Consider the following 26275-nt stretch of genomic DNA (forward strand, 5'->3'; position numbering starts at 1 on the left):
TTAGTGATAAGGACTGAGCGAATTTTGCTCCGTTTTCCTTATGTAAAAAATTGTGAATGAAACCCATTGTTAGGCGCTTTACACGTTGCTTATTCATTGGGAATCGTTCTGTTCTTTGGTAAAATATATAGGAAGGTAAAGGAGGAAAACGTGTGGCAAAAGAAATAAACCAAGATCTAAGCAAATGGGTAGCTAACGAAGCAAAAGTCAATATACAAGTTGTTAATAAAGTAATTGCCTTATTAGAGGAAGGGAATACGGTTCCTTTTATTGCTCGTTATCGTAAAGAAGTGACTGGTGGCTTAGATGAGGTACAGATTAAAGCGGTTCAAGATAAATGGCATTACGCTGTCAATCTTTCGGAGCGGAAGCAAGAGGTATTACGAAGCATTGAAGAACAGGGAAAACTAACAGATGAATTAAAACAAGCTATTACAGAAGCAAAACAGCTACAGCGAGTGGAAGATTTATATCGACCGTATAAGCAAAAGCGACGTACTAGGGCAACGATTGCTAAAGAAAAAGGTTTAGAACCATTAGCATTACTTGTATGGAAGCAGGATATAGAATTAGTAGAAAGTGAAGCGAAGAAATATATTTCAGAAGATCATGAATTACTAACGATAGAAGAAGTACTAGCTGGGGTAAATGATATTATTGCGGAGTGGATTTCCGAAGAGCCAGCTTATCGTGAATTTATGCGACAAGTTACGTATAACCGAGGAAGCATTGAATCTGAGCAGAAAAATGCAGAAAAGGACGAGAAGCACGTTTATGAAATGTACTATGATTTTCATGAACCTGTGCGTTCCTTAGTATCACATCGAATTCTAGCTTTAAATCGTGGAGAGAAAGAGGATGTTATCAAAGTCTCTATAAAGCCACCTACAGAGCGAATTCATGAGTTCTTGCGACAGCATGTAATTAAAAGTTCTGCATCTAAGCAAGTAGTAGATATTTTAGTGCATGCAATTGAAGATAGTTATAAGCGATTAATTCAACCATCTGTAGAGCGGGAAATTCGCAGTAGTTTAACCGAAAAGGCTGAGCAGCAAGCAATAGATATCTTTTCCAAAAATTTAAAGAATTTATTATTACAGCCACCTTTAAAAGGAAAGACTGTTCTTGGCGTTGATCCGGCTTTCCGTACAGGCTGTAAACTAGCTGTCATCGATGAAACGGGGAAAGTACATAGTATTGGCGTGATCTATCCAACAGCACCAAAGAATGATAAATTAGGTGCGGAAGCAAAGGTACTAGAACTAATGAAGAAATACGATGTTGAATTAATAGCAATTGGTAATGGAACAGCATCACGAGAAACAGAGCAATTTATTTCCGATGTAATTGGAAAAAATAGTCTAAATGTGCCGTATATCATCGTTAATGAGGCTGGTGCAAGTGTGTATTCTGCTTCCAAACTAGCAAGAGAGGAATTTCCTGATCTTCAAGTCGAGGAGAGAAGTGCGGTGTCGATTGCCCGACGGGTACAAGATCCGCTTGCTGAACTTGTCAAAATTGACCCGAAATCTATTGGGGTTGGACAATACCAGCATGATGTAAGTCAGAAGTCATTAAATGAATCATTATCATTTGTTGTAGAAACTGCAGTTAATCAGGTAGGCGTAAATGTAAATACAGCCTCCTCGTCATTGCTACAATATGTATCGGGACTAAGTAAAACGGTGGCAAACAACATTGTTAAGCAACGTGAGGAAGATGGGAAATTTACGAATCGGAAGCAACTAAAGAAAATTCCTCGTTTAGGAGCAAAAACGTATGAACAGGGGATTGGTTTTCTACGCATCGTTGATGGGGATAACCCACTCGATAGAACCCCTATACATCCTGAAAGCTACGCTCATACAGAAAAGCTGTTAACAATGCTGGACTGTGATCTAAGCGATATAGGCTCAGAAAAACTTCGCCAGGCCATTAGCACAATTAAAAACAGGGAGGTTGCAGAAGAGCTGGGCATAGGAGTACCAACCTTAAGTGATATTTTACAAGCACTAAGTAAACCAGAGCGCGATCCTCGTGATGATTTTCCGCAACCATTGTTAAAACAAAACGTAATGACAATGGAAGATATCAAGCCTGGAATGGAGATGCAGGGTACGGTTAGAAATGTAGTTGATTTTGGTGTGTTCGTAGATATCGGTGTGAAGCAAGATGGACTTGTCCATATTTCTAAGATGTCAAATTCATTCGTGAAGCATCCAATGGACATTGCTTCTGTTGGCGATGTAATAACTGTCTGGGTCGAGGATATTGATATGAATAAAGGAAGAATCGCCTTATCAATGGTGAACAAAGAATATTAATTGAAAAGACATGGTTCTAATAGGAACCATGTCTTTGTTTTAGTCTAGGAAATGATAAATTAGCCAGCTGGATAAATATGGGCGTGTTAAGCGCGTCCTGCTCCGGCGCCCAGAAGCGACCTCACAAATCGCCCTAAGCTAAGTCATCATCGGCTCGCAAACTCACCGTGCTTCCTTTATCTAAGTTGAATCTTTCCAGTCGCTACGTTTCTATTCGGGAGCTTGCGCCATAGTTGTTTATTTTACGCTTTCTGGAACTTTAAGGCCAAGTCCTTCAGCGATACGCTCGCCCCATTCAGGATCTGCTTTATAGAAGTGTTCGATTTGACGTAGCTTAATTTCTTCTTTTGTAACAGGCTTCATGTGATCAACAAATGCTTTAATTAAGCGATCTTTTTCATCTGCAGTCATTAAACGATATAAATCACCGGCCTGTGTATAATGATCATCACTGTCATAGGAAACGCTATTAGCTTCGCCATAAACCTCAAACGGATTAATTTTGGTTGCCTGATCCTCAGTTGGTCCATCTACACTGTTTGGTTCGTAGTTTGGCTTGCTACCACCATTACCACTTACATTCATGAAACCATCACGTTGATAATTATTTACTTCATTTTTTGGACGGTTTACAGGAATTTGATGATGGTTTGCTCCTAAGCGATAACGATGTGCATCTGAATAACCAAATAGACGACCTTGAAGCATTTTATCTGGAGAAGCTTCAATACCAGGTACGAATTGACCAGGTGAGAAGGCAGCTTGCTCAACCTCAGCAAAGTAGTTCTCAGGATTACGGTTTAGTACCATTCGACCTACTTCAATACGTGGATAGTCTTTTTTCGACCAGATTTTTGTAACATCAAATGGATCCCATTTGTAAGTCTTGGCGTCTTCGTAAGGCATAATTTGTACGTAAAGCTTCCAAGCAGGGAAGTCACCTTGATCAATAGCATTAAAGAGATCTTCTGTGTGATAATCAGGATTTTCACCAGCGATCTTGTCAGCAAGCTCTGGATCTAAGTTTTTGACCCCTTGTTCACTTATAAAGTGATATTTAACCCAGAATGCTTCGTCTTTTGCATTTACCCATTTAAAGGTATGGCTTCCATATCCATTCATGTGACGGAACGTAGCCGGGATGCCACGATCACTATGAAGGTACGTAATTTGATGAAGTGATTCTGGTGATAATGACCAGAAGTCCCAAACCATATCTTTATCCTTTAAGTGCGTCTGCGGGTTACGTTTTTGCGTATGAATGAAGTCTGGGAACTTAATTGCATCACGAATGAAGAAAATTGGCGTGTTATTTCCAACTAAGTCATAGTTCCCTTCTTCCGTATAAAATTTAACTGCAAAACCACGTGGGTCACGTACTGTGTCTGCAGAGCCTAGTTCACCAGCAACGGTTGAGAAGCGGATAAACATGTCAGTACGCTTTCCGGCTTCGCTAAGGAAATCAGCTTTTGTGTATTTTGAAATTTCATCATTTGTTACTTCAAAGTATCCGTGTGCACCAGCACCTTTTGCATGTACGACGCGTTCAGGGATACGTTCTCTATTAAAATGAGCAAGTTTTTCTAGTAAATGAAAATCTTGAAGTAATGTAGGTCCATTATGTCCAGCTGTAATGGAGTTTTGATTGTCTCCAACTGGAGCTCCAGCGGCAGTAGTTAAGGTATTTCTTTTATTACTCAATATTAAATCTCCTCTCTTAAACTAAGTATTTATCTATCTACATCTATATTATAATATAATCCAAGTAAAAATCAATATTTATTTACAATAATTTTAAATAACGAGTAAGTTTAATTTATTTATATAATATAGGAAGTAACCCATTTCTGTACAAAGTTAATATTTATATATTAGAATATTAACATCGCTTATTGATAAGGAGATAGGTATAATGGAGCTGCTGGATGATCAGGATTTATTTAATTTGGTCAATAAATTATCTTTAACATATTTTCATAAACCCTTTTTACATGACGTAGCTTTTAATTTTCGTTTACGAACAACAGGTGGAAGATATATTCCTAATAAGAAGTTAATTGAATTGAATCCGAAGTACATGCAGGAAAGTGACATGGAAGAATTTATCGGGATTATTAAACATGAGTTATGTCATTATCATTTACATATAGAAGGAAGAGGATATAGGCATCGTGATCAGGCGTTTAAGCAACTTTTGAAAATCACCGGATCTCCAAGGCATTGTAAGCCACTTCCTTCACAAAAAAAGTATAAATATGTCTATAAGTGTACTAGTTGTAATGATGAGTTTAAACGTATGAGGAGGGTAAACACAGCTAAATTTAGATGTGGAAAATGCAAAGGGAGAATTTATTTACTATAAAAGCAAAAAAATATCGCTATAACCCATTGACGAAATATGTCATCCATGATAAATTAAATAGGCTGTCTCATACAGCACTTCAACTTACATATTTTTCGAATAGATTTTAACGAAAAAATGTTGACAATTACACTGAAATATTGTATTATATTTTTCGTTGCGATTGATTCACACTTTATTCCACAGTAGCTCAGTGGTAGAGCTATCGGCTGTTAACCGATCGGTCGTAGGTTCGAATCCTACCTGTGGAGCCATATGGAGAAGTACTCAAGTGGCTGAAGAGGCGCCCCTGCTAAGGGTGTAGGCCGTGTAAGCGGCGCGAGGGTTCAAATCCCTCCTTCTCCGCCATTTTTTAATGGCCCGTTGGTCAAGTGGTTAAGACACCGCCCTTTCACGGCGGTAACACGGGTTCGAATCCCGTACGGGTCATCTTTTTTTAAAAATAAATAGGCTGGGTCCGGTAGTTCAGTTGGTTAGAATGCCTGCCTGTCACGCAGGAGGTCGCGGGTTCGAGTCCCGTCCGGACCGCCAGATGTTGGGCTATAGCCAAGCGGTAAGGCATCGGGTTTTGATCCCGTGTACCCCAGGTTCGAATCCTGGTAGCCCAGCCATTTTTTTATTTTTCGTTTTTTTACATGAGCCATTAGCTCAGTCGGTAGAGCATCTGACTTTTAATCAGAGGGTCGGAGGTTCGAATCCTCCATGGCTCATCATTTGTATTTTTGCGGGTGTGGCGGAACTGGCAGACGCGCTAGACTTAGGATCTAGTGTCTTCGGACGTGGGGGTTCGACTCCCTCCACCCGCATTGAATTGCTGTGTTAATCCACAGCCTTTTATTTTCTGTCATTTATTGCAAAATGTGCGGTCGTGGCGGAATGGCAGACGCGCTAGGTTGAGGGCCTAGTGGGTGAATAACCCGTGGAGGTTCAAGTCCTCTCGACCGCATCGTATCCATAGAACAAGTCATACCAACACTTTTAGAGGGTTGGTATTTTTTTTATTCGGTAAAATAAATTGAGTTTTGTTGTGTTTTTTAGAGAGTTAGAGACCATAAAAATACCATTTTCTAAAAGAAGTCATTTAGCCGGTCGGCGGTTTCACGTTGTTTGTTCGGAAATAGATGACCATAGACATCGATTGTCGTTTTAATAGAGCCATGTCCTAACCGTTCTTTTATGGTTGTATAGTCTTCCCTTTGATGAATAAGTAAAGCAACGTGAGAGTGCCTTAAATCGTGTAAACGGATGGGTTCTATTTTGTCGCTACGTTTGCATATGGTTCTGATCTTTCTGCTAAAAATATCTTTTGTTGGTGGTTTATCTCTGTATTGGAAAATATGAACTTCATCTGAATGTTGCATGTTGTATTTAGAGAATAAAAATTCTTGTTTTCTTTTCCATTCATGTAGTAATTCTAAAAGTTTAGAGTTAATACTGATTCTTCTAATTGAATTCTTTGTTTTGGGTTTTGTTATAATAATTTCTTTGTTTATATAAGTGAGTGACTTGTATACATTTACTTCTTTTTGAAAGTCGTCAATATCAATCCATGTTAACGCTAATATTTCTCCGCATCTCATTCCAGTAAAGTATGCAAATGTGTAAAATACTTTAAATATAAATTCATCTTTATTAATAAGGTCAGTAAATTTTTTAAATTTATCTGGTGTCCAAAACTTCATTTGTTTTTTTTCAAGGCTAAGGTTTTTAACTGAGATGCATGGATTGGCTTGTATAACATGCTCCTCTATGGCTTTATCAAAAATGCGTTTAAGAATAATCATGATATTGTTTATCGACTTGTAACTTAATCCAGATTTAATTAATTTTGATTGATATTCTCTAATATCTGATGGAGTAACCTTGTTAAAAATACAATTTTTAAATGGTTCTAAAATATGTTTGTTAATGGTGTATTCTTGTATTTTAAAATAATTTGGTTTGTGGTGGAGTCTACACTCTTCTAAGTAAAGTTCTTTGATAGTTTGAAAATCCAATTTACGTTCGGATAATGTATTTCTTGATTTATAAAATTGTTTTATCTTACTAATCCACTCCTCAGCATCTTTCTTATGAGTGAAGATTTTCTTTTTACGTCTTCTTTTTTTAGTTAACGGGTCTGTTTCCAAACTTACATCAGCTTGGAATCGCCCATCTTTTAAGCGTCTTATAGCCATGTAAAGAAACCTCCTAGAATGTATGTTCGGTTTAAGCGTTGAAAAAAATAAACTGATTGCCATAGAATCCGTTTAATTTTACTTGAACTACTGGTATAGGTAAATTAAAAAGTTTTGCAATTTCTTCAATAGCACCTTTCTTAAATTTCTTTTCATAAGCAAGAATCATTTCATCTGTTAAAAGTAATTCTGAAGCAAATATAATTGCTTCTTTGTTTTCTATTTTATTGAATATAATGGAAGTATTGGGTTTTGCATGTAAAAAAAAGTATCCTAACATGTAGGCGATGAAGTATTCTTTGTTTTTAATGTTTGGATTAATATGGATTACTCTGGTGTTTTTATAATATTGAAGAATACCTTCCGTGTTTCCAAGGTCATTGAAGAATATTTTTAATTTTAGTTGATTGCATAATTCATGAATATCGTTTGTTTGATAATGAACTATGATCTCTTGTACCTCTTTTTTAATGGATTGATTGCACAGAATAATATCACTCCTATAGTCTTTTTATTATTGGAAAATTCTAACTCCTTAATATATTGTACGAATTACTCGTCGTTACGTTTCATCTCGTCGACAAATTTCATTCCATTTTTTAATGCTTTCTTTATAAGTCGGAGGGTTTCCTCGTCTAAATTAGCTTCATCAAGATAAATGTTAGGTTCATCATCATTAGTAACCTCAAATATAACTTCACCAAATAAATGTTCTAATTTTGATTTTTTGTCATGTGAATCGTTTGTTTCGTAATCGGTTAAACCGAGTAAATAATCAGTGGAGACGTTGTATAATTCGCTCATTTTTTTTAAAAGTTGTGTGTCGGGGTCTCTTTTGTCTCTTTCATATGCTGAAAGAGATATGTTGGATATGTTTAATTTTTTGGATGCTTCAATTTGTGTGAGTTTTTTTCGCATGCGCGTAATTCTTAATCTTTCGCCTAGTGTCATTTTTTTACTCTCCATTCCACTCGTTGGTATCCATTTTATATTATATCAATTTTTTTAAATAAAATGTATATAATTGTCTCTTATGTATATATCACATCATTTGTTGTTATTTTGTATTATTTTTTAAATAAATTGTTAAAATTAATATTGACATTTACTTTAAGTAGAATTATAATTAAATCATAGTTAAACAATAGTTAAAAAGTAATATGCTTTCAAAGGAGGGATAGTATTGTATGAATTTTTAACGGTGAAAGATGTTCAAGAAATTTTAAAAGTTAAAGAGTCGAAAGCATATAACATCATAAGAACTTTAAATAAAGAAATGAAAGCTGACGGCTATTATGTCGTTCCCGGTAAGGTTAATAAAAGAAAATTTGAAGAACGCTTTGTTTATGACAATGTAGGTATATATTAATTAATTGTTATCACTTTTGGAGGTGGTTCATGTAAGAGTCATATGAGGTTGAATGTTCTGAAAAAAATAAAAGGATGATGTACTTTGAAAATAGTATATAGAAAGAAAGCGCATCTGGCAATTTCACCAGACACGCCACAACAAACTTAGGAACTTTATTGTAGCATGTTTTTGTGAAATTGTCGATAGCGTGAGTATTAAGTGTAGACAGTTAGACACTTTTAAAAAAGCTGTAGCAGGCTAGAATAAGCGTGCTAATGGATATAAATATATCCTACTAGGTTGCCATGATCTCATAATAGGGAGCGACTGATAAGCGCCGTAATGGAATCAGAACCTAGCGATACTTATATATTAAATGTAAATGAAAATTGAAATTAAATTGAATCGATAATAAAAATATTAAAAATTGAGGAGAATGTATATATGAAATTTAGTACAGGAATTATTCCAGATGAGTTAACTTTTGGAGATATGATTTTTATGGGATTAAATCGTGAAAAAATGTTTTTTGACCGTGATAAAAATGAACGTACTGATAAACTTGAGGCAAGGATTTATAATCTTGCTTCGTCTACACAGAAGGAACAAATAGAGGTAACTATTCCGGATTATGTTGATTTAAAAGAAATTGATTTTCAGCAACAAGTTAAGTTAAAGAATCCTATCATTAAGGCAAGAGCACAAGCAAATGGAAGTTTCGCTAATGTAGTTTGGACAGTTGAGGCAGAAGATATTGTAGAGGTTGGTAAAGGTTCATCGGTTGGGAAAAAGGCAGAACCTGTAAAAGATGCTGTTGGTGTAGGAACTGATAAAAAGTAGTTTGATAGCGTACTAGTATAAATTTGTACTGGTACGCTTTTTTATATTCTACATGAAGGGAATCGAGTAAAAATGGAAAGACGGATAGCTTACTATACACGTAAAGTTATTGAATATGATTCAATACATCCATCTAAAAAGCGTAATCCTTACCGTTTTAGAAGGTTGATGCTTTATAAAAATGCAATACTAAGACGTATTTTAAATGAAAGAAAGTAGGTGCAATATATCAAATTTATAAAACGTCGTTTGTGGAAATATAGAGGGCATAGAATAACGCCAGCTATGGAACATGGTGTATTACGAGCAGGGCTAATGATTTTTATTCCTGTTTTTCTTTATATTATGTACTTTTATTTTAATGATCAATTATCAAAATGGCGTGATTGGTTAACGTTTGAAACTATGACGGACTTTAAAGTTTGGAATTGGTCATTACTGGGTACAGGATTAGCTATATCTTTAGGAATTGGTGCTATTACTGTAGTAACAGCCTATTTTTTTCTTTATGAAGAGTATAAGAAAATATTACACAGGCAAAAAATAGCTAGAATGTTTATATCTAACCGTTTCATGGAAAAGGAAAGTGTGACATCTGATTCTGTGTGGGGTATATCTGATAAAAAGGTGATAAAAAAGAAAATTACGTACTTTCCAAGAGCCTATTATCAAGTGAAGAAGGGTTATATCTATGTGAGAATTGCATTAGATTTAAGTCGATTTCAAAATAGATTTCTTGAATTAGGTGAAGATATGGAGAATGGTTTATATTGTGATTTGGTTGAAAGAGAGATTGAAGAGAATTTTGTATGCTTTAAGTTCTTGTATGATGTAAGGAAAAATCGAATACCTATTAAGGATGTGGAAGTTAAAAATGGTTCAATAAACCTTATGAAGCATATAGAATGGAAGTTTGATGAACTACCACATATGTTAATAGCGGGTGGTACTGGTGGAGGAAAAACCTATTTTATTTTGACCATGATAGATGCTTTATTGAAATCTGGTGCTGATATTCGTATTTTAGACCCTAAAAACTCTGATTTGTCAGATTTAGGAGAGGTTATGCCAAAGGGGACAGTCTTTTCTAAAGATACAGGTATTATGATGACGTTAAGAAAAGCAGTTGAAGGTATGTTACAACGTTCGGAGGACATGAAAAAGATGCCGAATTATAAAACAGGGGGGAATTATGCAGATGTAGGATTACAGCCTGTTTTTATCGTATTTGACGAGTATGTTGCGTTTATGGAAATGTTGAAGCGTGAAGATCAAATGAAGGCATTAGAATATATGAAACAACTTGTTATGCTCGGTCGTCAGATGGGGTATTTTCTTATTCTTGCTGCACAACGTCCAGATGCAAAATATTTAGCGGATGGAATACGAGATCAATTTAATTTTCGTGTTGCTTTAGGGAAAATGTCTGAATCGGGATATGGAATGATGTTCGGTGATACGGATAAGAATTTTATATTTAAAAAGATTAAAGGTAGAGGATATGTCGATGCAGGAACATCCGTTATTTCTGAGTTTTATACTCCTCTAGTACCTAAAGATTATAACTTTTTGGAGGAAATTAGACACACCATAAATACGAAGGGAGCGTTGGCGACGGCAGTCGCCAGTGGCAACGTAGCGACCGTAGGAGGAGTGAGCGAAGCGAATGACGACTGAAAACCCCCCCCACTCTAACAGGGGGGTAGTAATTAAAAAAGAAGAAATAAACCCTTTACTATCAATGGTTGACTATATAAGAGTTAGTTTTAAAAGTCATGATATTGATTATGTGCTTGAAAATGTATTGCATTTGAAAAAGGAATACATGCAGGAATTACAAACAGGCTTTTATGGCTACGTTGGTACATATCAACTAGATAACATAAAAGTCTTTTATTCTGTTGAGGGAGATAATAGAGGCATATTAATTGAAATGTCTGGGAAAGGCTGTCGGCAGTTTGAAAGCTTTTTAAATTGGCGAAAAAAGACATGGTTTGATTTTTTTAATGATTGTTTAGAGCATAAAGGCACATTTACTAGATTTGACTTAGCTATAGATGATTATAAAACGTATTTTAAAATTCCTAAGTTATTAGAGAAAGTTAAAAATGGCGAAGCCATATCAAAGTTTAGGAAGTCAGATTATAACGGTTCCTATTCAATTGAAGATGGTTCAACAGGCGGTACAACAATTTATTTTGGTTCAAAAAAATCGGAAGTATATTTGTGCTTTTACGAAAAAAATTACGAACAAGCTGAAAAGTACAATAAGCCTTTGGAAGATTTCCCAGAATGGAATAGATACGAATTACGATTAAAAAATGATCGGGCGCAGGTTGCGATTAGAGAAATGATAAGGACAAAAGATTTATTGAATGTTGCAAAGCAGATCATAAACAATTATTTACGGTTCGTGGAAAAAAGAGATACTAACCGTAATACTTGGAAAACGAGTGAGTTTTGGGAACGATTTATAGGCGATGTTGGGAAACTCAAATTATATATGGAGCCAAAGAGAGAATTTTATGAGAAATCTCGTAACTGGTTGAAAAATTCTTGTTCTCCAACTATGAAAATGATTCTTGAAGCTGATGAGGCTTTGGGGAATAATGATTTGTCCGACATGATTATGAATGCCGAACTATCGGATAAACAAGAAAAAATGTTGAATGTATTCTTAGCTGAACTTGGAGATATGGTTTGTTAATACCCTTGTTTTGGGGTGGAGGTGAAGGCTAGTCGTGTGGGGTCTAAACCCCACGAATTAAACGTCACTAATCCATTCTAAAGGCAGTTGTGATGATCGAAAGTAAAGGCGCTTTTGGCGGTACAATAGCAAGGGCAAGCCGAATGTGTTAAATCCTCGTTTTGGGTATGTTCGGCTTGGCGACATGCCTACACCGCCAAAATTTTGTAATACAAGGGGGAAAGGGTGGAGAATTTTTAAGTGGTTTTCTTAAAAAATACTACCCGAACCTTGTATGAATAAAAGCCATACATAACAAAAGGAGAGTGTTTCAATGCTTTATGTAGAATTGGTAAATCGCTCTTATTTAGAAAGTGAATTAGAACGGTATGGTGTAATTGAGATTGTTGAAGTGGTTATTGAGAGGTTAAGAGATGAAGTTATTCATTTAGCTTCTAATGTATATGAGCAATTTATAATTGATACAAAAGTATTTGTTGGAAATGTGTTTAAGACGTTTACTGCAACGTTTGCTATGTTAGAAAGTGAAGACCCGCCAGAAGTTGGAAGTTCTGAAGATGAGTTTTTTAAGTATGTAGAATTTATTTCACTCTATGAGTTAGAAAAGGAATAGTATATATATGCTTACTATAGATCAACGGTTTAAAAGGCTAGGTTTTAATGTAGGCATTTCTTATCAAGTTTTTATAAAAGATTTATCTAAAAATACGTCTTTGATTGTAGAGGGAACAAGAAAGACAGGTTATTCAACATATAGATATTCGTTTTACAAAGTAACATATGTAAAAGGTGGAAAGAAAATAAAGGAAAAAGTATACTCGGAAAATGTTTCAGTATTAAGGGTGTTACGCCAAGTAACATCCTTTTTAAATTTTATCGAAAGGAGTGACTCGGTTGTCTAATGAAAAAAGAGAGAAAAAATTAAAAAGTAGATTGAGAGAACGAATAAAACGAGTTAAAGTACCGAAAAAGGAAAAAAGCTTTATTAAGAAAGATCATTCGAAATTAGTAGCTTTAGCAGTATGGTCTCTTTTGGTTGGTATACTCTTTATTTGTATATTAACGATTTTCTTATCAATTAATACACGTTCAGTGTTGAATGATACTAAGAAGGTTGTTCATTCTAGAGATGAAACGGAGGAAAGAGAAGAAATATCAATACCAAGTGCTGAACAGTTTTTGACTGGTTTTATTTCTCAGTTTATTAATGTGAAAAAAACTAGTGAAGACTTAGAAAAAAGAAAAAATGAACTGCAAAGTTACATGGTTCAATCAGAGGAATTTGCAAATGAAAGTCATTCTTTATATCAGATGCCAGATATACAAGGTGAACGTATTTTAAATAGCTATTCTCTTTTTAATGTAAAAGAGAAGGGTGATTATACGCTCTTTCAATATAGGGTTACTTTTAAAAATGTAGTTGAAAAGCAAAAAGAGGTTCCAGTAAAGAAAAAAGGAGATAAAGACAAGAAAGGAAAGAACAAAACTAAAATTGTAACTGAAACAGATGAGAGCTCTCAAACACTATTGTTAAATATTCCTGTAGTATCTAGTGATGAGGTATTTTCTGTATCGGGAGTACCGTATTTTACTAAAGAATATTCTTTGAAAGGGAAAATTGAAAAGGAAGGCGTTAAAAAGCACCTTAATGCTTATACAGGAGAGGAAAAAGAAGATATTGAGACTTTCTTAGTTAATTTTTTCGAGAAATATGCGTCGGAGGATAAAGAGGAATTAGCGTATATGATGAAAGAACCCCATAGTTTAGGCGGTTCTTTTCTATTTGATGAATTGTTAAATGTAGAGATTTACGAAGATAAATCTTATTTTATCGCATATGCGAAAGTTCGTTTTCGTGAAGAGATGACAAATATTCCTTACGTGATTTCTGTAGAAATGAAAATTGTAAATAAAGAAGGCAATTATTTTGTTGAAAAAATGGATTATCAATAAAAGGAGAGGTTAACATGGCTTTGTTAGATAAAATGATTTTAGGAAGTTCAAAGTTGCCTACACTTGATGGGGTGGAAAATTGGGGAACAACAATTGTCGTTCAAGCTGTAACATTAATTGTAGTATTTATGGTAGCTAAAAATCTGGCACGATTTAAGATTGGTGGTATTATCGCAACGTGTGTTATAGGTGGAATTGTTGCTTATGTTGTTCAAAATTGGGATCAAGTAAGTTCATGGGTAAAAGCGCTTATTGATACTTTGTAAGGAGTGAAGATAGATTGAGGACTGTATTTAACTATCGAAAAGCACTTCGGGAGCCTAAGAAAATACAGCAATTGACAGAAAACTATAGTTTACCTTTTGCGGTCGAGTTAATCCCAGTGATTAACTTTTTTATATTCTTAGGAATCACGTTTATTGTTGGGTACAATATTCGAAAGGCTTTTCCTCATGCGTTTGATAATAGTTGGTTTATATTTTTGATTGGCATTCCATTACTATTAGCGTATTTAGTCACTAAAATTAAAATTGAGGGAAAGAATATTTATTTATACTTTGTTGATGTAGTAAAGTATTTTCTTTCCATTAAAATACCCAAAAAAAGGTTCTGTAATGATAAACAAGTCGAATGGATGAATGATACAAAAATTCTATTTAAAAAATGTGTGAAGGTGGTGGGTAAATCAAATGGTGAGATTAAGAACGCCAATGAAAACAATGAGAGGGAATTTATTGTTAACGAGAATGGGCGACGTGTGGGCGTATTATCGTATAAGGAGCCAGTCCATACCAATGCAAAACAAAAAAGTAGTTGAATCATATAAACGGAATTGGGTATCTTTTTTTCAAGAATTGACGGATTATAAAGACATTCATTTAATGATGTATCCGCAAGAATATAGATTAGCGGAACGCTTTGAAGATTTAGGCAATGATGTTGCGATGGATAGCAAACAAGTATCCGATTATTATTTAGATGAAACTGTTCGTATTTTGGAAGGTCGCTTAGGTAAGGTAACCAAAAATGATTTTGTTTTAGGTGTAAAATTAAAAACGGAGAGTGTAAAAGTGGATGCAGATTTAAAGGAAAATATACTCTCTATGTTTTCAACAGCAACAGACACAATTATTAATTTATTGGGGTGGGAACAAGATGTTTCCACTTCTTTTTTTAAACAATATGAAGAAGCCGAGGATTCAATAGCAAGTATTGTCTCTAGTGTTAACGGTGTAAGATTAATGGAAGATGAGTTAATTTATATAAATCGCTATAATTTCCTTCGAGGTTTAGAACATCAAGTAGGAGAAGAAATAGAAAATAGTTCCGTAGATTCGATAACTAATACTTTAATTGACCCTACATTACCGTCTGTTTTAAAAATAAATAGTGATCAAGATGAGGGTTATATATCTTTTGTAGTAGTAGATGAATTTCCAAACAATATGGCAGAAAGTGAATTATTTTATGAAGCACAATCTTTACCCTTTCCTGTAGAAGTAGAAATGAAGGTACAAGCGGAAAATAAATCAAAAACAAAAATGGATTTAAACTTAAAGCATCAACAATTAAAAGAGTCATCGAATGAGCAACATAAAGTGGGAGATCGAGCAGATTCATCTGTTAGTGCAAGTCAATATATGATTCGACATTTACAAGACGACATAAAAAAAGATGATGTAAATATGATGAATTGGCTTTCTGTTATTATCGTGAATGGTAAAAGTAAAAAAGAATGTATGTATCGTGCAAAACTTGTTACACGACATATGAAACAGATAGGCGTTACTTGTCGAATACCTTTAGCAGATCAATTACAACTATTTTATAAATTTTTACCCGGTGAAAAGTTAGATGTGACGAATCGAAATTGGCTACAGAAGACTACACAAGATGGCTTAGCTGAAGGGCTTTTTGGAGTAAATGCGGATGTAGGTTCACGAGTCGGCTTTTTTATCGGTTGGATAGATCGCTTTAACAAACATCAAGATTTAGAATCAGCTATTGCATCAAGCCGATATCCTGTTTTATTTCATCCTTTTTTAGCAAATCAACAGGTAAGGGGTTCAAAAACAAGATCACCACATGTATTAATTAGTGGTGATACTGGAAATGGAAAATCCTATCTAGCTAAACTTTTGTTTATTTATATTAGCATGTTGAATGTAAAATGTTTGTACATTGACCCTAAAAAAGAATTAAGGAAATGGGTAGAAAAAGTAATGAATGATCGAATCATTAATAGAGATTATCCACTTTATATTGAACATCTTAAAAAATTCCACTTCATTACGTTAGATGCTGAAGATAAAAATAATTGGGGTGCACTTGACCCAATAGTTTTTTTGCCACCAATGCAAGCTAAGGAAATGGTACAGGTTGTTTTCTCTCAAGTGTATGACTTTCGAGGAAAAGACGATATTCATACAGCTTTTTTAAGAGCAGTAACAACGGTGCTTGAACAAAGAGAGAAAGGGCAACAAGTTGGCTCTATGAACATAATAGAGATATTACAAGATCATGAAGAGTCATCCGTTAAGAAGGCGGGTGATTTCTTATATGAAGTCGTATCAGATAGCATATTAAAATTGTGTGTGCATGATGGTTCCCAAAAATCATTATCTCTCGATGAACGAATTAGTATTATTGAAATAGAGAATTTAGACTTGCCAGAAGTAAAAGATTCAATAGAAAGCTATACAAATTCGCAATTAAAATCGAGTGCAGTTATGTTTGCGTTAGGTAAATTCTGTGAACTTTTTGGAAGCCTTGATAAAACAGAGCGAACAGCGGAATTTCTTGATGAAGCTTGGGTAATTACTTCTAGTCAACAAGGTCGAAAGGTAGAAAAGCAAATGCGCCGAGTTGGTAGAAGCTATAATAATGCATTATTTTTCATTTCTCAGAGTACGAAAGATGCGATAAGAGAAGAAGAATCGGGCAACTTTGGAGTAGCCTTCGCTTTTGATGAACCAACAGAAAGAAAAGATGTATTAAAGTGGATGAACTTGGAACCAAGCCAAGAGAATGAAGAAATGTTAGAAGGCATGTTTCAAGGTCAATGTTTGATGAAAGATTATTATGGAAGAACATCAAAAATTAGTATTGATTGTCTTTTTGATGAATGGTACGGGGCATTAGAGACGATAGAAAGATCGAATGTAGCATATGCAGAAGAAAAATATTTATAAGGAGCTATCTAATTAAAGATGGCTTCTTTTATTTTTTGAATGGAAGAAGGGAGGGACACTATGAGGTGGAAGAAACTAATAATTTCACTATGTGCGGTTTTTATTCTCGGTTTAATGATAATAAGTGGGAGTGTTTCCGCACTTTCATGGTTTGATTCGGATTCAGAACCAGAGGATTATATGACAAAACCTAATATACAAGAAAAAGGGGGAGTAGAGTTACTAATAGAAAGGTATCCAGTTTCACGTTATAGAGCGAATAATGAGGATGCAGAAAAAACCATTAAAGGCGCTTTTGTTGGATTGAATAATGTTATTTTTTCTGTTTCTGGATATGTTGTTTTACTTGTTGATACAGCTATGGATAAATTGTATTCTCTTCAACCTGTAGATGAGTTTGCGAATGGATTAACTAGCGTATCAAAAACAGTTTATAGCACATTAAAAGATCATTTCGGAAAGATGCTGTTTATTTTTGCGTGTGGTTATATTCTCTACCTTACATTAGTAAGAGGAACGGTTAAGGAGGCTATGAGGCGTTCTGTTCTCTTTCTAATGGTACTCGTTATAGGTGGGTATTGGATGTTAAATGCAGGATTTTTTATGAAAACTTTTAACTCTCTATCTGTAGAGGCACAAGGATATTTATTAGATGCAGGCAATGGATTAATTAATATTGCTGAGGGAGAAGGTGTATATGCTGATACTGAATCAATAGATAAAGATAACCCACTTGAAGGAACAATATCAATTATGCGTAACATCTATTTTCAGTTGGCTTTAAAAAGACCCTATTTATTTGTGAATTATGGAGAAACGAACGAAAATGCCATTAATGATAATGACCCAGAAGTACCGGAAAAATTGCCGGGTGGAGATGAATTTAATCGAGTAGATCGTTTACTTGCTTTCGATCTTTCTAATGATGCAGAGAAGCATCGGCAAGCGTTAATAAAAGGTGAAGTGAAGGAATACAAGAATGAAAGCATGGGTGGAGGAAACGTATTTAATCAGTTTGGTCAGTCTTTAATATCTTTAATAGGCTCCTTCTTTTTAGGGATACCGTTTCTCATTTTGGCGCTTTTAAATTTTTTATTACAATTAATAGCACTGGCATTAACCTTTTTTATACCTTTTGCGTTTATACTATCTTATATTCCGCAATTTGCGTATAGCGGTTTTGTTGCTATAGGTAGAGTATTAAGTGTATTTCTAATAAAGGCAATGCTTGGTATACTGGTACTTTTTATTTATGTATTAACCTTCATTATAGATAAACTGATACCTCCAGATTCAATAGCAATGTATTTATTGAATTTATTTGTTCTGTTTGCTGTTTTGATTTTAATGATTTGGAAAAAAGATTCTATCATTAAGTTAATGACAGCAGGTAAAGTCCAATCATTAGATGGAAACATGTTTAATAATGTGAAACAAGAAATGGTAAACCCAGCTTTGAAAGCAATAGATAAACGAACTCGAAAACGTGAAGCACCAGAAGAAGCATTAAATGAAAGTCCAAATTGGAGAAATAAAGTATTTGGCCCAGAGCGTGGTGAGTCTACTGATGTAAATGGGGCAAAGGTAGCTGAAAAAGAAAGAACGCCTCAAGGGAACCATGAATCTGTGAAAGGCACAAGTTTAAATAGTAAATCTGTTGAAAGAACTCCGCAAGAAAAAAATCAAAATCAAGAGGAAAGGGTCAGAGAAAATAAACAACCACAAAATAATTCAACTAACTTAAATGAAGATTTAAAACCAATAAATAAAAACGAAGAAAGTCCAATTTCAAAGGGGGAAAGAGTTACTTACGTGAGTAGGAATAATCAAATTGATGAAACTACTGCGCAGAATAAACATTTAGATCAAGTTAATAAAGATTCTTCCTATAAAACGGAAAATAGTAGAAGGAATCAATATATGGAGCGAACTCCTCAAAGTGAATATAATAATGAAAATCTTTATATGTCAAAAAAGCTAGATAGTAACGTTACACAATTAGATAGTCCTAATAAAGTTGCATATGGGTCTTATGATGTTAGAAGAAATTCTAATCAGAACTTAAAAAATAAAAAAACAGGGGATAGAAAGGAACTACGTTCTAGTCAGACGGTTAAAGATGCAGAAAACAGAATAGAGAAAGAGTTACGTTCTGCGAAAAAAGATGAAAATCATGTGTAGGAATGTCTATTGTTTAGGCATTCCTTTTTTGTATATAGAGGAGGGAAAAATAATTGAAAAAGTTGGGGTGTTTAGTACCTTTGGTGATTCCGGTTGTGATTCTTTTTATGTTAGTGGTAGGTGTCATTATAGCTGTTACGGGTAGTAATGGTACAACGGGAAGCGGTTCTAGTGGCGAAGTTGAAGGCGAATATACGTTTAATGCTATGAATCAAGCTGTTGAACGTTACCGCATCTATTTTGAAAAGTATGCAAATGAAAATGGTATTGGTGAATATGTAGATATCTTAATGGCAATGACGATGCAAGAAACAGGTGGGCGTTTAGCAGATGTCATGCAGTCTTCTGAAAGTTTGGGTTTACCTGTTAATACAATAACTGACCCCGAGGAGTCCATAAAACAAGGGGTTTCTTATTTTGCTAATGTTTTAGAACAAGCCGATGGAAAAATAAAATTAGCCTTACAAGCTTATAACATGGGAAATGGTTTTATTGATTATGCAAAAAAACATAATAACGGAGAATATAGTCGTGCTCTAGCCTTTGAATTTGGCGAAGTAATGGCATCACGTTTAGGGTGGAGTAATTATGGTGATGAAAATTATGTTGATCATGTTATGCGATTTTTGGATAAGAAGGAGGCTGTCGTTTCTGGAAATGGTCAATGGTCATTACCTCTAAAAAACATTCGAATAAATAGTGAGTTTGGACCGAGAAGACATCCTGTGACGGGTGAATTAAATAAATTTCATGGCGGTTTAGATTTTGGATGTACTCCTGCTGATAGTATTATGAGCGTTGCTAATGGTGAAGTAGTAGAAGCTGTCCATAGTAATATCGGATATGGTAATTATGTGACTGTAAAACATGGAAGCAATGAATATAGTCGTTATGCCCATATGTCATCAATTAGTGTTTCGAATGGGGATGTTGTAAATCAAGGTGAAACATTAGGGAAATGTGGAACGACTGGAACCAGTACCGGTACACATCTTCATTTAGAACATATTACCCAACTGGGGCAACCACATAATGAAAAAAGTAATCCAAGAAATATATTAGGTTTGGAGGCAAAGTAAGATGAAAAAGCTTTATATTATTTTAGGTGTAGCAATTGTAGTAATTATTTTCTTGTTAATAGAAAACTCTCATTTGAAAAATGAATCTATTGCATTTGAAAAAAAGTTAGAAGCGGTTAAAAAATCGCATGAGACACTTCATATAGATTCGGGGAGAATTGCTAAGAATTTTATTAATAACTATTTCAATTATAAAAAGAAGCCAAACAGAAAAGAAGTAGAACCATTTGCAACGAATCAAGCGTTAAGTAAATTGCAATTTAAAGAGTCGGAAGGCATAGAAGAAGGAAATGGCGAACCAGATTCTGTAAAGTCTGAGGTTTCAAACCTCAATATATTTTATGGAAAATCTGTAGATGATCGCCAAGAAATAATAGCTACTTTTGAAAATAAAATAAAATTGAATGGTGCTGAAAGTACTGCAAATACAGTTGTGCAATTAGACATGAAGCAAACAGATAAAGTGTGGAAAGTAACAGATGTGAATTTTATTCAATATTAAGACTTTGATTTTATTAATGGTATATTAAGAATTCCATTTAAAGAAAAAGAATAGGTTGATTAAAATTTTTGTAGTTAAAATCTATAAAATTTACAAATTCTTTAGTATTATATAAATGAAATCAATTCATTTACAAGAAGGTAGTGGAACGAAAAAATGACTAAAATGTCTAATAAAATGAAAGAAGAGATTGCTGTCCATGCTATTAAAAATGCGAGATTCGCTGAGGGGTCTAATCTAGATATTGATATACCAACAGGAGATAAAAAGCCATCATTTGATGGGCAAATAACAGTTTTTGAAGATAATTCTGAGCAGAAAGATAGTTATATCAATGACGTTCCTACACAGGTTAAGGGGACAGAAGTAAAAGAGTTTACAGTCAACAACCGTACTTTCTCCTTAGATTTATCACACTATAATAATTTTTACAAAAGGGGTGGTTGTTTATTTCTTGTTGTTGAAATTTTAAATCCAACTACTACAAAAATATTCTATAAACAGTTACTACCAACAGAATTAAAACATATTATTGAAACTCGGAAGCATCAAAAGTCTTACAGTGTATCATTAAGACCACTTGACGAAACTACTTTGTATATTGTATGTAGGAAATTTCTAAATGAAGTGAAGAAGCAACCACATGTATTACTTGAAAATAAGACATTTAATGAGGAGGACTTTGATAAATTATTATTTACAAGTCTAACTTTTAATCCGCAAAAAGAATCTATCCAAGATATAGTTAATCATGATTTCTTTCTTTATGGTATTAAAGACAATATTCAATATCCAATTAGAAATATGAAGCCAGACGCTATAGCAATAGCAGATTATGAAGAAGTTAAAATAGGTGAAAGGGAATTTAGGTTTAAAGTAGAGTCTAGATATATTAAACCAACAAGGATAAAGATTATTGAAGATTGTTTAGAATTTATTTTTAATGATAGTGATAAAAAATTTAATTTCAATATAAAAAGTATAGATAATCTTTCTAAACAATTAAAAATATTGCCTTTTCTCATTGAGTTTTTAAAAGCTGGGAAAATTGAGTTCAATGATCGTTCTTATAGAGAAATAAAAAATGATGATGAAAATACTCAACAACACTTAGAAAAAATAGAAAATACTTACTCATTGTTTCTAGGATTAAAAGAGGTATTTAATCTACTAAATGTAGATGAAGATACACCTTTTGGTAAAAGCGAAAACATCATTACACAAATTCAAAGTTTAGTTAATACTATGCAAAATAACGATTATAGTGCTTTTAAAGAACATAAGCCAGAAATGCCTACTTTCTTTAATTATATGATAGGAGATATTTATTTACTATTATTTTATAACCCGAAATCTGAAAATAAAGTCATTAATGCTTTTTCTCAAGAATTAATTGATATGCCATTTACTGTATCAAATGTAGAAGATGGTGAGGGGAAGCGTGCACGATTAAGTCCTTACTTAATGTTACAGGAAGAAGTACTAATTAAGGCTGATAATTTAAATATTGATATGATTATTAAGTCTTTAGACTATATTGATTATGATAAACCTAAAATTACTTTTCCTCAAATTAATCAATTTTCTCTTGCCTGTGTGAATGCTTATGATATCACAAAAAATAAAGATTTATTAAGGATACCTATTTATTTATATAATAAATTAAATGAAGAAGTGCCTTTAGAATCTTCTACAAAGGAAATTATAAATGTGAATTTACTTCAGGCGATTTATAGAAAGGAAAATAAATTGAATGATGAGGATTATAAACAACTTTTGACACTTAAGAAGACTGCATCTGTTAATCAAAATGAAGAATTACTATTTTGTGTAAATGTTCTGCTCGAAAGCAAAAGAGAAGCATCTTTTATATTTAACGAATTTGATGAAAAGAATAAAGAGTTATATATGTCACTCCCTATTTATTATCTATATAAAAAAATGTAATTAATAGTATGCAAAAACAAAATAAAATGGGGGCAGAATAGTGTGCTTTGATTCTATTCAAAAAGAAAATAGTCATTTAATCCCTTTAAAATTACCACATGCCAAAATATATTATCAAGATTTATTTGAGCTTGAAAACAGCTTTGTAAGTAAAATTGATTTAATGCAAATATCTACTACTTTTCTGACGGAATCTGTGCAATTGGTTAAAAATGCTATCTTTTTATTTGAAAATGGGTATTTTGATAATGCTTATTATTCTTTAAGACAATCATTGGAAACTGCTCTTACAATGGTCTATTTATCTGATCTTGAAAAACATAAAAGAGAAAAAGAATTAGTGAAATGGAAAGAAAAAAGTAAATTTCCAATGTATAAGCAAATGATTGACACATTAGAAAAGCAAATGGCAATATTTTCAGATGTCAAAGAAAAAATGTCTTGTTATTTTGAAGAAATAAGAAGAACTAGGAAATATCTTAATAAATATGTTCATAAACAGGGATTTAATACTTTTTATGTTTCTAGAAATCATTTTTTTAATAAAGAAAAAGACCAAACTTCAGAAATACAAGAGTTTGAGTTTTTATTAAAATCATGTATTAGTGCAATAGCGGTATTCAGATTGTGTATAGACCCTTTCCCTGTATTATTAATGGATGAAGAAATTTATTCTCGAACAAATGTATATATGTCAGATGCATTTTCAAATGAATTTATTGAAAAATATGTTGGATCTAAAAATATTAATAATTATAAAAGAACAAGAATATATAAAGATGGTTATAACTATTTTATAAAATCAGAAAAAAGACTACCTGCTGTTTTGGATATTACTAAAAATCGATATATTGATAAAAGCAAAATAGCAGAAATTTTATCACAGATTCATTTACTTAGAAAAATAGAGATTCAAGCAGTAGTAATAGCCATGATGTCGGAAAAAATTACAAAAATTATACTTTCTGATCTGGGTATTGAGATTTTTTTTACAAATATAAAACCTTTTAGAATAGATTGGAACTTTACGGTTGATGAATATTTGGAGTTACGAAATAAGGAAGTATTAAATCTTATCATGGAAAATGTATTTATAAGTACTATAAATTTAAGAGGAGATAAGTTTTTCATAGAACATAATAAAAAGTTTGATCTTGAAGAATTTCAGGAATTTCAAACTAAAGTGAAAAATAAGTTTAAAGAGGTGGAATTCAAAATTAATAAATAATTTAAAAATAAGGGGGATACTAATGAAGGGATTTTTAAAATTAATTTTAGCATCTGTATTTTTTGTGATGCTCATTGGTTGTAGTGATGATACAAGTAAAGCGAAACAAGAATATGATGAACTTCTTACTGCTGTATCTGAATATCATAGTGATTTTGTTTATTTTACTGATCTTGGAGACAATCCAAGAGAGTTGGCTGATTTGACAGTATGGGAAAATGGTCGATATGTTCGAATTGGTTTTTTGGATGAAGAGGATGGCGAACTCGTAGGTGAAACTTATTATGAGATTGTTGAAGATAATATAGAGGTATTAGATGAATATGGGGAAAATGCTGTAAAGGCTAAAACTCCTGATTATCAAGAACGGAGAGGGAGAGCATTATAAAAAAATACTTTATACAATGTAATACTTTTTAAGTGATGTGAAAAAAGTGGGGGGTATTCCAAGATATATATAATATCTAGAGAATATCCTTTTACCTAAAAGAATATTACATTAATTTGAATGAAACAAATCTAAAAGAATTAGCTTATACTGTGTAAAATATGTGATATTATGCTTTAGGGTTTTGTTATTTGGTACAGACTATAACACTATAGATATGAATCTATGAGGTATGAAAGTGAATAATTATAAGGATTAAATCCGAATAATGTTAGTGCATTATCTGTTATTGTTCGTGTGATTAAGTCACCACGAAATAACCAAAAAGCATAAAAAATAATATAAAAATATAGTAATCAAAGTACAAAATGCGGTCATATGGAGGATATGTAATGTATAATACAAATCCTCTATATTGAGGGCCTAGTGGGTGAATAACCCGTGGAGGTTCAAGTCCTCTCGACCGCATCGTATCCATAGAACAAGTCATACCAACACTTTTAGAGGGTTGGTATTTTTTTATACGTTCATTTCCATTAAGGATTTGAGCGTTTTTTTTATGATTTATTCACCATAAATTCACCATTTCTTAAAAGAAGTCGTCTAGCCGATCTGCTGTTTCTCGTTGTTTGTTCGGAAATAGGTGACCATACACATCAATTGTAGTTTTAAAAAGAGGTAACTCACAATTTTTCTTCTTTCTAGAATTGTTTCTCTCCTGTAATCCGTCAATTTGTCCTTCAAAGCTCTATGTGTCCCTTCTACGGAATTTACACTGTTGTAGTAGTCGTTTGCTCTTATACTTACAGTAATATATGAAGGGGGCTATCAAAATGAAAAGATATAGTGTGTTCTTTTATTCGTATTAGGAGGATTATTTATGATCCTGAGTAATAGGATCTTTTTAATGGCGTCAGCAGCTTGGATATTTCCAATTTTATTCTTATTGCGATTGAGAAGATGTCGCTGAAAAAAGCATGTCAAAGTGCTGACAAACAATCGATATTCTTTCATTACAAAATATATTATATCGTCGTCACTTATTTTAGTGATTTATTTGATTGGTAACATATATTTTGTTGGAGTAGATGTTTTGTTCTAATTGGACTATGGCTATGCTCTTGTTGTTATGCTCCTAACTCTTCCATTAATATACTGCTTTAACAAGCGAATAATGCGATTCAATGATTTTTTGCAATTAAAAAATGTATCATGCAGGAAAGATAAATACGAAACTAACATATTGACGGTTACATATAATTGTGCCTATAAATAATTAAGAAGCACTCAAAGAGTAAAGTCACAGATTCAAAATTGCGTCCTGCAATTTAACTATAATATAGAAGTAATAGATGATAAAAATCGTCTTCTGGCTTTCGGTTTAATTGGTTTTATCCATAACATTACAGATATGACCTATGAGCTATGAAGGTAAATAATTATAAGAATTAAAAGAATTTAATTTAGGTATTGAAATAAGAACCATATTAGTGTATTATCTATAATTGTTCGCGTGATTCAGTCATCGTGAATTGAAACAAATGATAAAAATGAACATTCTTTTAAGAAGCGCCCGTAGCTCAATTGGATAGAGCGTTTGACTACGGATCAAGAGGTTAGGGGTTCGACTCCTCTCGGGCGCGCCATAATTTCCGGGAAGTAGCTCAGCTTGGTAGAGCACATGGTTTGGGACCATGGGGTCGCAGGTTCAAATCCTGTCTTCCCGACCATCGACACGAAATATTAAAATATTAATAAACGCGGGTGTAGTTTAATGGTAAAACCTCAGCCTTCCAAGCTGATGACGAGGGTTCGATTCCCTTCACCCGCTCCAATCATTACCTTTAGGGGCCTGTAGCTCAGCTGGTTAGAGCGCACGCCTGATAAGCGTGAGGTCGGTGGTTCGAGTCCACTCAGGCCCATCACTTAAAAAAGTGTTGACAAACAAATTGTCGGTATGATATATTAATAAAGTCGCCAATTTGAACAGCGAAAAAGTTAAGTGAAAAAAGTTATTGACTTGAGTTGATCAAACTGGTATAATG

Annotated in this window: 22 protein-coding genes, 12 tRNA genes and 1 pseudogene; 30 read left to right on the plus strand and 5 right to left on the minus strand. The window is 33.4% G+C overall.

Annotated features, from left to right (window positions below; genetic code table 11):
* The first annotated feature begins 152 nt into the window (after window positions 1-152).
* A complete protein-coding gene (locus JUJ52_RS17505; protein ID WP_205389557.1) occupies window positions 153-2324 on the plus strand; it encodes a Tex family protein in 2172 nt (723 codons plus the stop codon).
* Window positions 2325-2561: 237 nt separating this feature from the next.
* Here JUJ52_RS17505 and JUJ52_RS17510 read toward each other — a convergent pair whose 3' ends face one another.
* Window positions 2562-4025, minus strand: a complete 1464-nt coding sequence (locus tag JUJ52_RS17510; protein WP_026682895.1) for a catalase — start codon at window positions 4023-4025, stop codon at window positions 2562-2564.
* A 211-nt stretch (window positions 4026-4236) separates the two neighbouring features.
* Between JUJ52_RS17510 and JUJ52_RS17515 the strand changes: the two genes are divergently transcribed.
* The 9 genes from JUJ52_RS17515 to JUJ52_RS17555 all read left to right on the plus strand — a co-directional run bounded on the left by JUJ52_RS17515 (window position 4237) and on the right by JUJ52_RS17555 (window position 5632).
* The gene (locus tag JUJ52_RS17515) at window positions 4237-4686 is read left to right on the plus strand and encodes a SprT family protein (protein WP_121604541.1); all 450 of its coding nucleotides are present in this window, start codon (window positions 4237-4239) and stop codon (window positions 4684-4686) included.
* Window positions 4687-4865: 179 nt separating this feature from the next.
* Window positions 4866-4940: transfer RNA gene (locus tag JUJ52_RS17520), tRNA-Asn, on the plus strand.
* A 3-nt stretch (window positions 4941-4943) separates the two neighbouring features.
* Window positions 4944-5034, plus strand: a tRNA-Ser gene (locus JUJ52_RS17525).
* A 9-nt stretch (window positions 5035-5043) separates the two neighbouring features.
* A tRNA-Glu gene (locus tag JUJ52_RS17530) sits at window positions 5044-5115 on the plus strand.
* 25 nt (window positions 5116-5140) lie between these two features.
* Window positions 5141-5217: transfer RNA gene (locus JUJ52_RS17535), tRNA-Asp, on the plus strand.
* A 5-nt stretch (window positions 5218-5222) separates the two neighbouring features.
* Window positions 5223-5297, plus strand: a tRNA-Gln gene (locus JUJ52_RS17540).
* Between the two features lie 26 nt (window positions 5298-5323).
* A tRNA-Lys gene (locus tag JUJ52_RS17545) sits at window positions 5324-5396 on the plus strand.
* Window positions 5397-5410: 14 nt separating this feature from the next.
* Window positions 5411-5492 (plus strand) — tRNA-Leu (locus tag JUJ52_RS17550).
* Between the two features lie 56 nt (window positions 5493-5548).
* Window positions 5549-5632: transfer RNA gene (locus tag JUJ52_RS17555), tRNA-Leu, on the plus strand.
* A gap of 121 nt (window positions 5633-5753) precedes the next feature.
* Here JUJ52_RS17555 and JUJ52_RS17560 read toward each other — a convergent pair.
* The 3 genes from JUJ52_RS17560 to JUJ52_RS17570 are packed head-to-tail and all read right to left on the minus strand — an operon-like array spanning window position 5754 to window position 7814.
* Window positions 5754-6863: a tyrosine-type recombinase/integrase gene (locus tag JUJ52_RS17560; RefSeq protein WP_228089059.1), complete on the minus strand. Its 1110-nt coding sequence runs from the start codon at window positions 6861-6863 to the stop codon at window positions 5754-5756.
* 31 nt (window positions 6864-6894) lie between these two features.
* Window positions 6895-7356 carry an ImmA/IrrE family metallo-endopeptidase gene (locus JUJ52_RS17565; RefSeq protein WP_308036055.1) on the minus strand — a complete coding sequence of 154 codons (462 nt, stop codon included), beginning with the start codon at window positions 7354-7356 and terminating at the stop codon, window positions 6895-6897.
* Between the two features lie 59 nt (window positions 7357-7415).
* Window positions 7416-7814, minus strand: a complete 399-nt coding sequence (locus tag JUJ52_RS17570) for a helix-turn-helix domain-containing protein (RefSeq protein ID WP_228089060.1) — start codon at window positions 7812-7814, stop codon at window positions 7416-7418.
* A gap of 232 nt (window positions 7815-8046) precedes the next feature.
* Here JUJ52_RS17570 and xis point away from each other — a divergent pair, with 232 nt between their 5' ends.
* From xis to JUJ52_RS17650, 16 genes are all read left to right on the plus strand, one after another.
* Entirely contained in the window at window positions 8047-8232 is a 186-nt protein-coding gene (xis, locus tag JUJ52_RS17575; protein WP_205388426.1) for an ICEBs1 excisionase, read from the plus strand.
* A gap of 426 nt (window positions 8233-8658) precedes the next feature.
* On the plus strand, window positions 8659-9054 hold the full coding sequence (locus tag JUJ52_RS17580; protein ID WP_228089061.1) for a DUF961 family protein: 396 nt from the start codon (window positions 8659-8661) through the stop codon (window positions 9052-9054).
* A 285-nt stretch (window positions 9055-9339) separates the two neighbouring features.
* A complete protein-coding gene (locus JUJ52_RS17585) occupies window positions 9340-10731 on the plus strand; it encodes an FtsK/SpoIIIE domain-containing protein (protein WP_228089062.1) in 1392 nt (463 codons plus the stop codon).
* Window positions 10721-11761, plus strand: a complete 1041-nt coding sequence (locus JUJ52_RS17590; protein ID WP_228089063.1) for a replication initiation factor domain-containing protein — start codon at window positions 10721-10723, stop codon at window positions 11759-11761. The genes JUJ52_RS17585 and JUJ52_RS17590 overlap by 11 nt, the downstream gene beginning before the upstream one ends.
* A gap of 313 nt (window positions 11762-12074) precedes the next feature.
* The gene (locus JUJ52_RS17595) at window positions 12075-12374 is read left to right on the plus strand and encodes a hypothetical protein (protein ID WP_228089064.1); all 300 of its coding nucleotides are present in this window, start codon (window positions 12075-12077) and stop codon (window positions 12372-12374) included.
* A gap of 7 nt (window positions 12375-12381) precedes the next feature.
* Window positions 12382-12663, plus strand: a complete 282-nt coding sequence (locus tag JUJ52_RS17600; RefSeq protein ID WP_228089065.1) for a hypothetical protein — start codon at window positions 12382-12384, stop codon at window positions 12661-12663.
* On the plus strand, window positions 12656-13714 hold the full coding sequence (locus tag JUJ52_RS17605) for a conjugal transfer protein (RefSeq protein WP_228089066.1): 1059 nt from the start codon (window positions 12656-12658) through the stop codon (window positions 13712-13714). The genes JUJ52_RS17600 and JUJ52_RS17605 overlap by 8 nt, the downstream gene beginning before the upstream one ends.
* Before the next feature lie 14 nt (window positions 13715-13728).
* Window positions 13729-13980 carry a hypothetical protein gene (locus tag JUJ52_RS17610; protein WP_228089067.1) on the plus strand — a complete coding sequence of 84 codons (252 nt, stop codon included), beginning with the start codon at window positions 13729-13731 and terminating at the stop codon, window positions 13978-13980.
* Between the two features lie 14 nt (window positions 13981-13994).
* Window positions 13995-14531 carry a conjugal transfer protein gene (locus tag JUJ52_RS17615; RefSeq protein WP_228089068.1) on the plus strand — a complete coding sequence of 179 codons (537 nt, stop codon included), beginning with the start codon at window positions 13995-13997 and terminating at the stop codon, window positions 14529-14531.
* A complete protein-coding gene (locus JUJ52_RS17620) occupies window positions 14509-16905 on the plus strand; it encodes an ATP-binding protein (protein ID WP_304956775.1) in 2397 nt (798 codons plus the stop codon). The genes JUJ52_RS17615 and JUJ52_RS17620 overlap by 23 nt, the downstream gene beginning before the upstream one ends.
* Window positions 16906-16965: 60 nt before the next feature.
* Complete coding sequence (locus JUJ52_RS17625) at window positions 16966-19086, plus strand: CD3337/EF1877 family mobilome membrane protein (protein WP_228089069.1); 2121 nt, start codon at window positions 16966-16968, stop codon at window positions 19084-19086.
* 53 nt (window positions 19087-19139) lie between these two features.
* Window positions 19140-20165 carry a lysozyme family protein gene (locus tag JUJ52_RS17630; protein WP_228089070.1) on the plus strand — a complete coding sequence of 342 codons (1026 nt, stop codon included), beginning with the start codon at window positions 19140-19142 and terminating at the stop codon, window positions 20163-20165.
* Between the two features lies 1 nt (window position 20166).
* Complete coding sequence (locus JUJ52_RS17635; RefSeq protein WP_228089071.1) at window positions 20167-20667, plus strand: hypothetical protein; 501 nt, start codon at window positions 20167-20169, stop codon at window positions 20665-20667.
* A gap of 156 nt (window positions 20668-20823) precedes the next feature.
* On the plus strand, window positions 20824-22614 hold the full coding sequence (locus JUJ52_RS17640) for a hypothetical protein (protein WP_228089072.1): 1791 nt from the start codon (window positions 20824-20826) through the stop codon (window positions 22612-22614).
* A 40-nt stretch (window positions 22615-22654) separates the two neighbouring features.
* On the plus strand, window positions 22655-23842 hold the full coding sequence (locus JUJ52_RS17645) for a DUF5677 domain-containing protein (protein ID WP_228089073.1): 1188 nt from the start codon (window positions 22655-22657) through the stop codon (window positions 23840-23842).
* A 22-nt stretch (window positions 23843-23864) separates the two neighbouring features.
* Window positions 23865-24230: a hypothetical protein gene (locus tag JUJ52_RS17650; RefSeq protein WP_228089074.1), complete on the plus strand. Its 366-nt coding sequence runs from the start codon at window positions 23865-23867 to the stop codon at window positions 24228-24230.
* Window positions 24231-24819: 589 nt separating this feature from the next.
* On the opposite strand, the pseudogene JUJ52_RS23760 reads toward JUJ52_RS17650, so the two are convergent.
* Window positions 24820-24900, minus strand: a pseudogene (locus JUJ52_RS23760) (hypothetical protein); the annotation flags it as partial.
* Between the two features lie 899 nt (window positions 24901-25799).
* Here JUJ52_RS23760 and JUJ52_RS17655 point away from each other — a divergent pair.
* The 4 genes from JUJ52_RS17655 (at window position 25800) to JUJ52_RS17670 (ending at window position 26152) form a co-directional block, all read left to right on the plus strand.
* Window positions 25800-25876 (plus strand) — tRNA-Arg (locus tag JUJ52_RS17655).
* Between the two features lie 7 nt (window positions 25877-25883).
* Window positions 25884-25960 (plus strand) — tRNA-Pro (locus JUJ52_RS17660).
* A 30-nt stretch (window positions 25961-25990) separates the two neighbouring features.
* Window positions 25991-26064: transfer RNA gene (locus JUJ52_RS17665), tRNA-Gly, on the plus strand.
* Between the two features lie 14 nt (window positions 26065-26078).
* Window positions 26079-26152: transfer RNA gene (locus tag JUJ52_RS17670), tRNA-Ile, on the plus strand.
* Window positions 26153-26275: the final 123 nt, after the last annotated feature.

It is taken from the genome of Virgibacillus sp. AGTR (assembly GCF_016919725.2).
GTDB classification, from domain to species: Bacteria; Bacillota; Bacilli; order Bacillales; family Amphibacillaceae; genus Virgibacillus; species Virgibacillus salarius.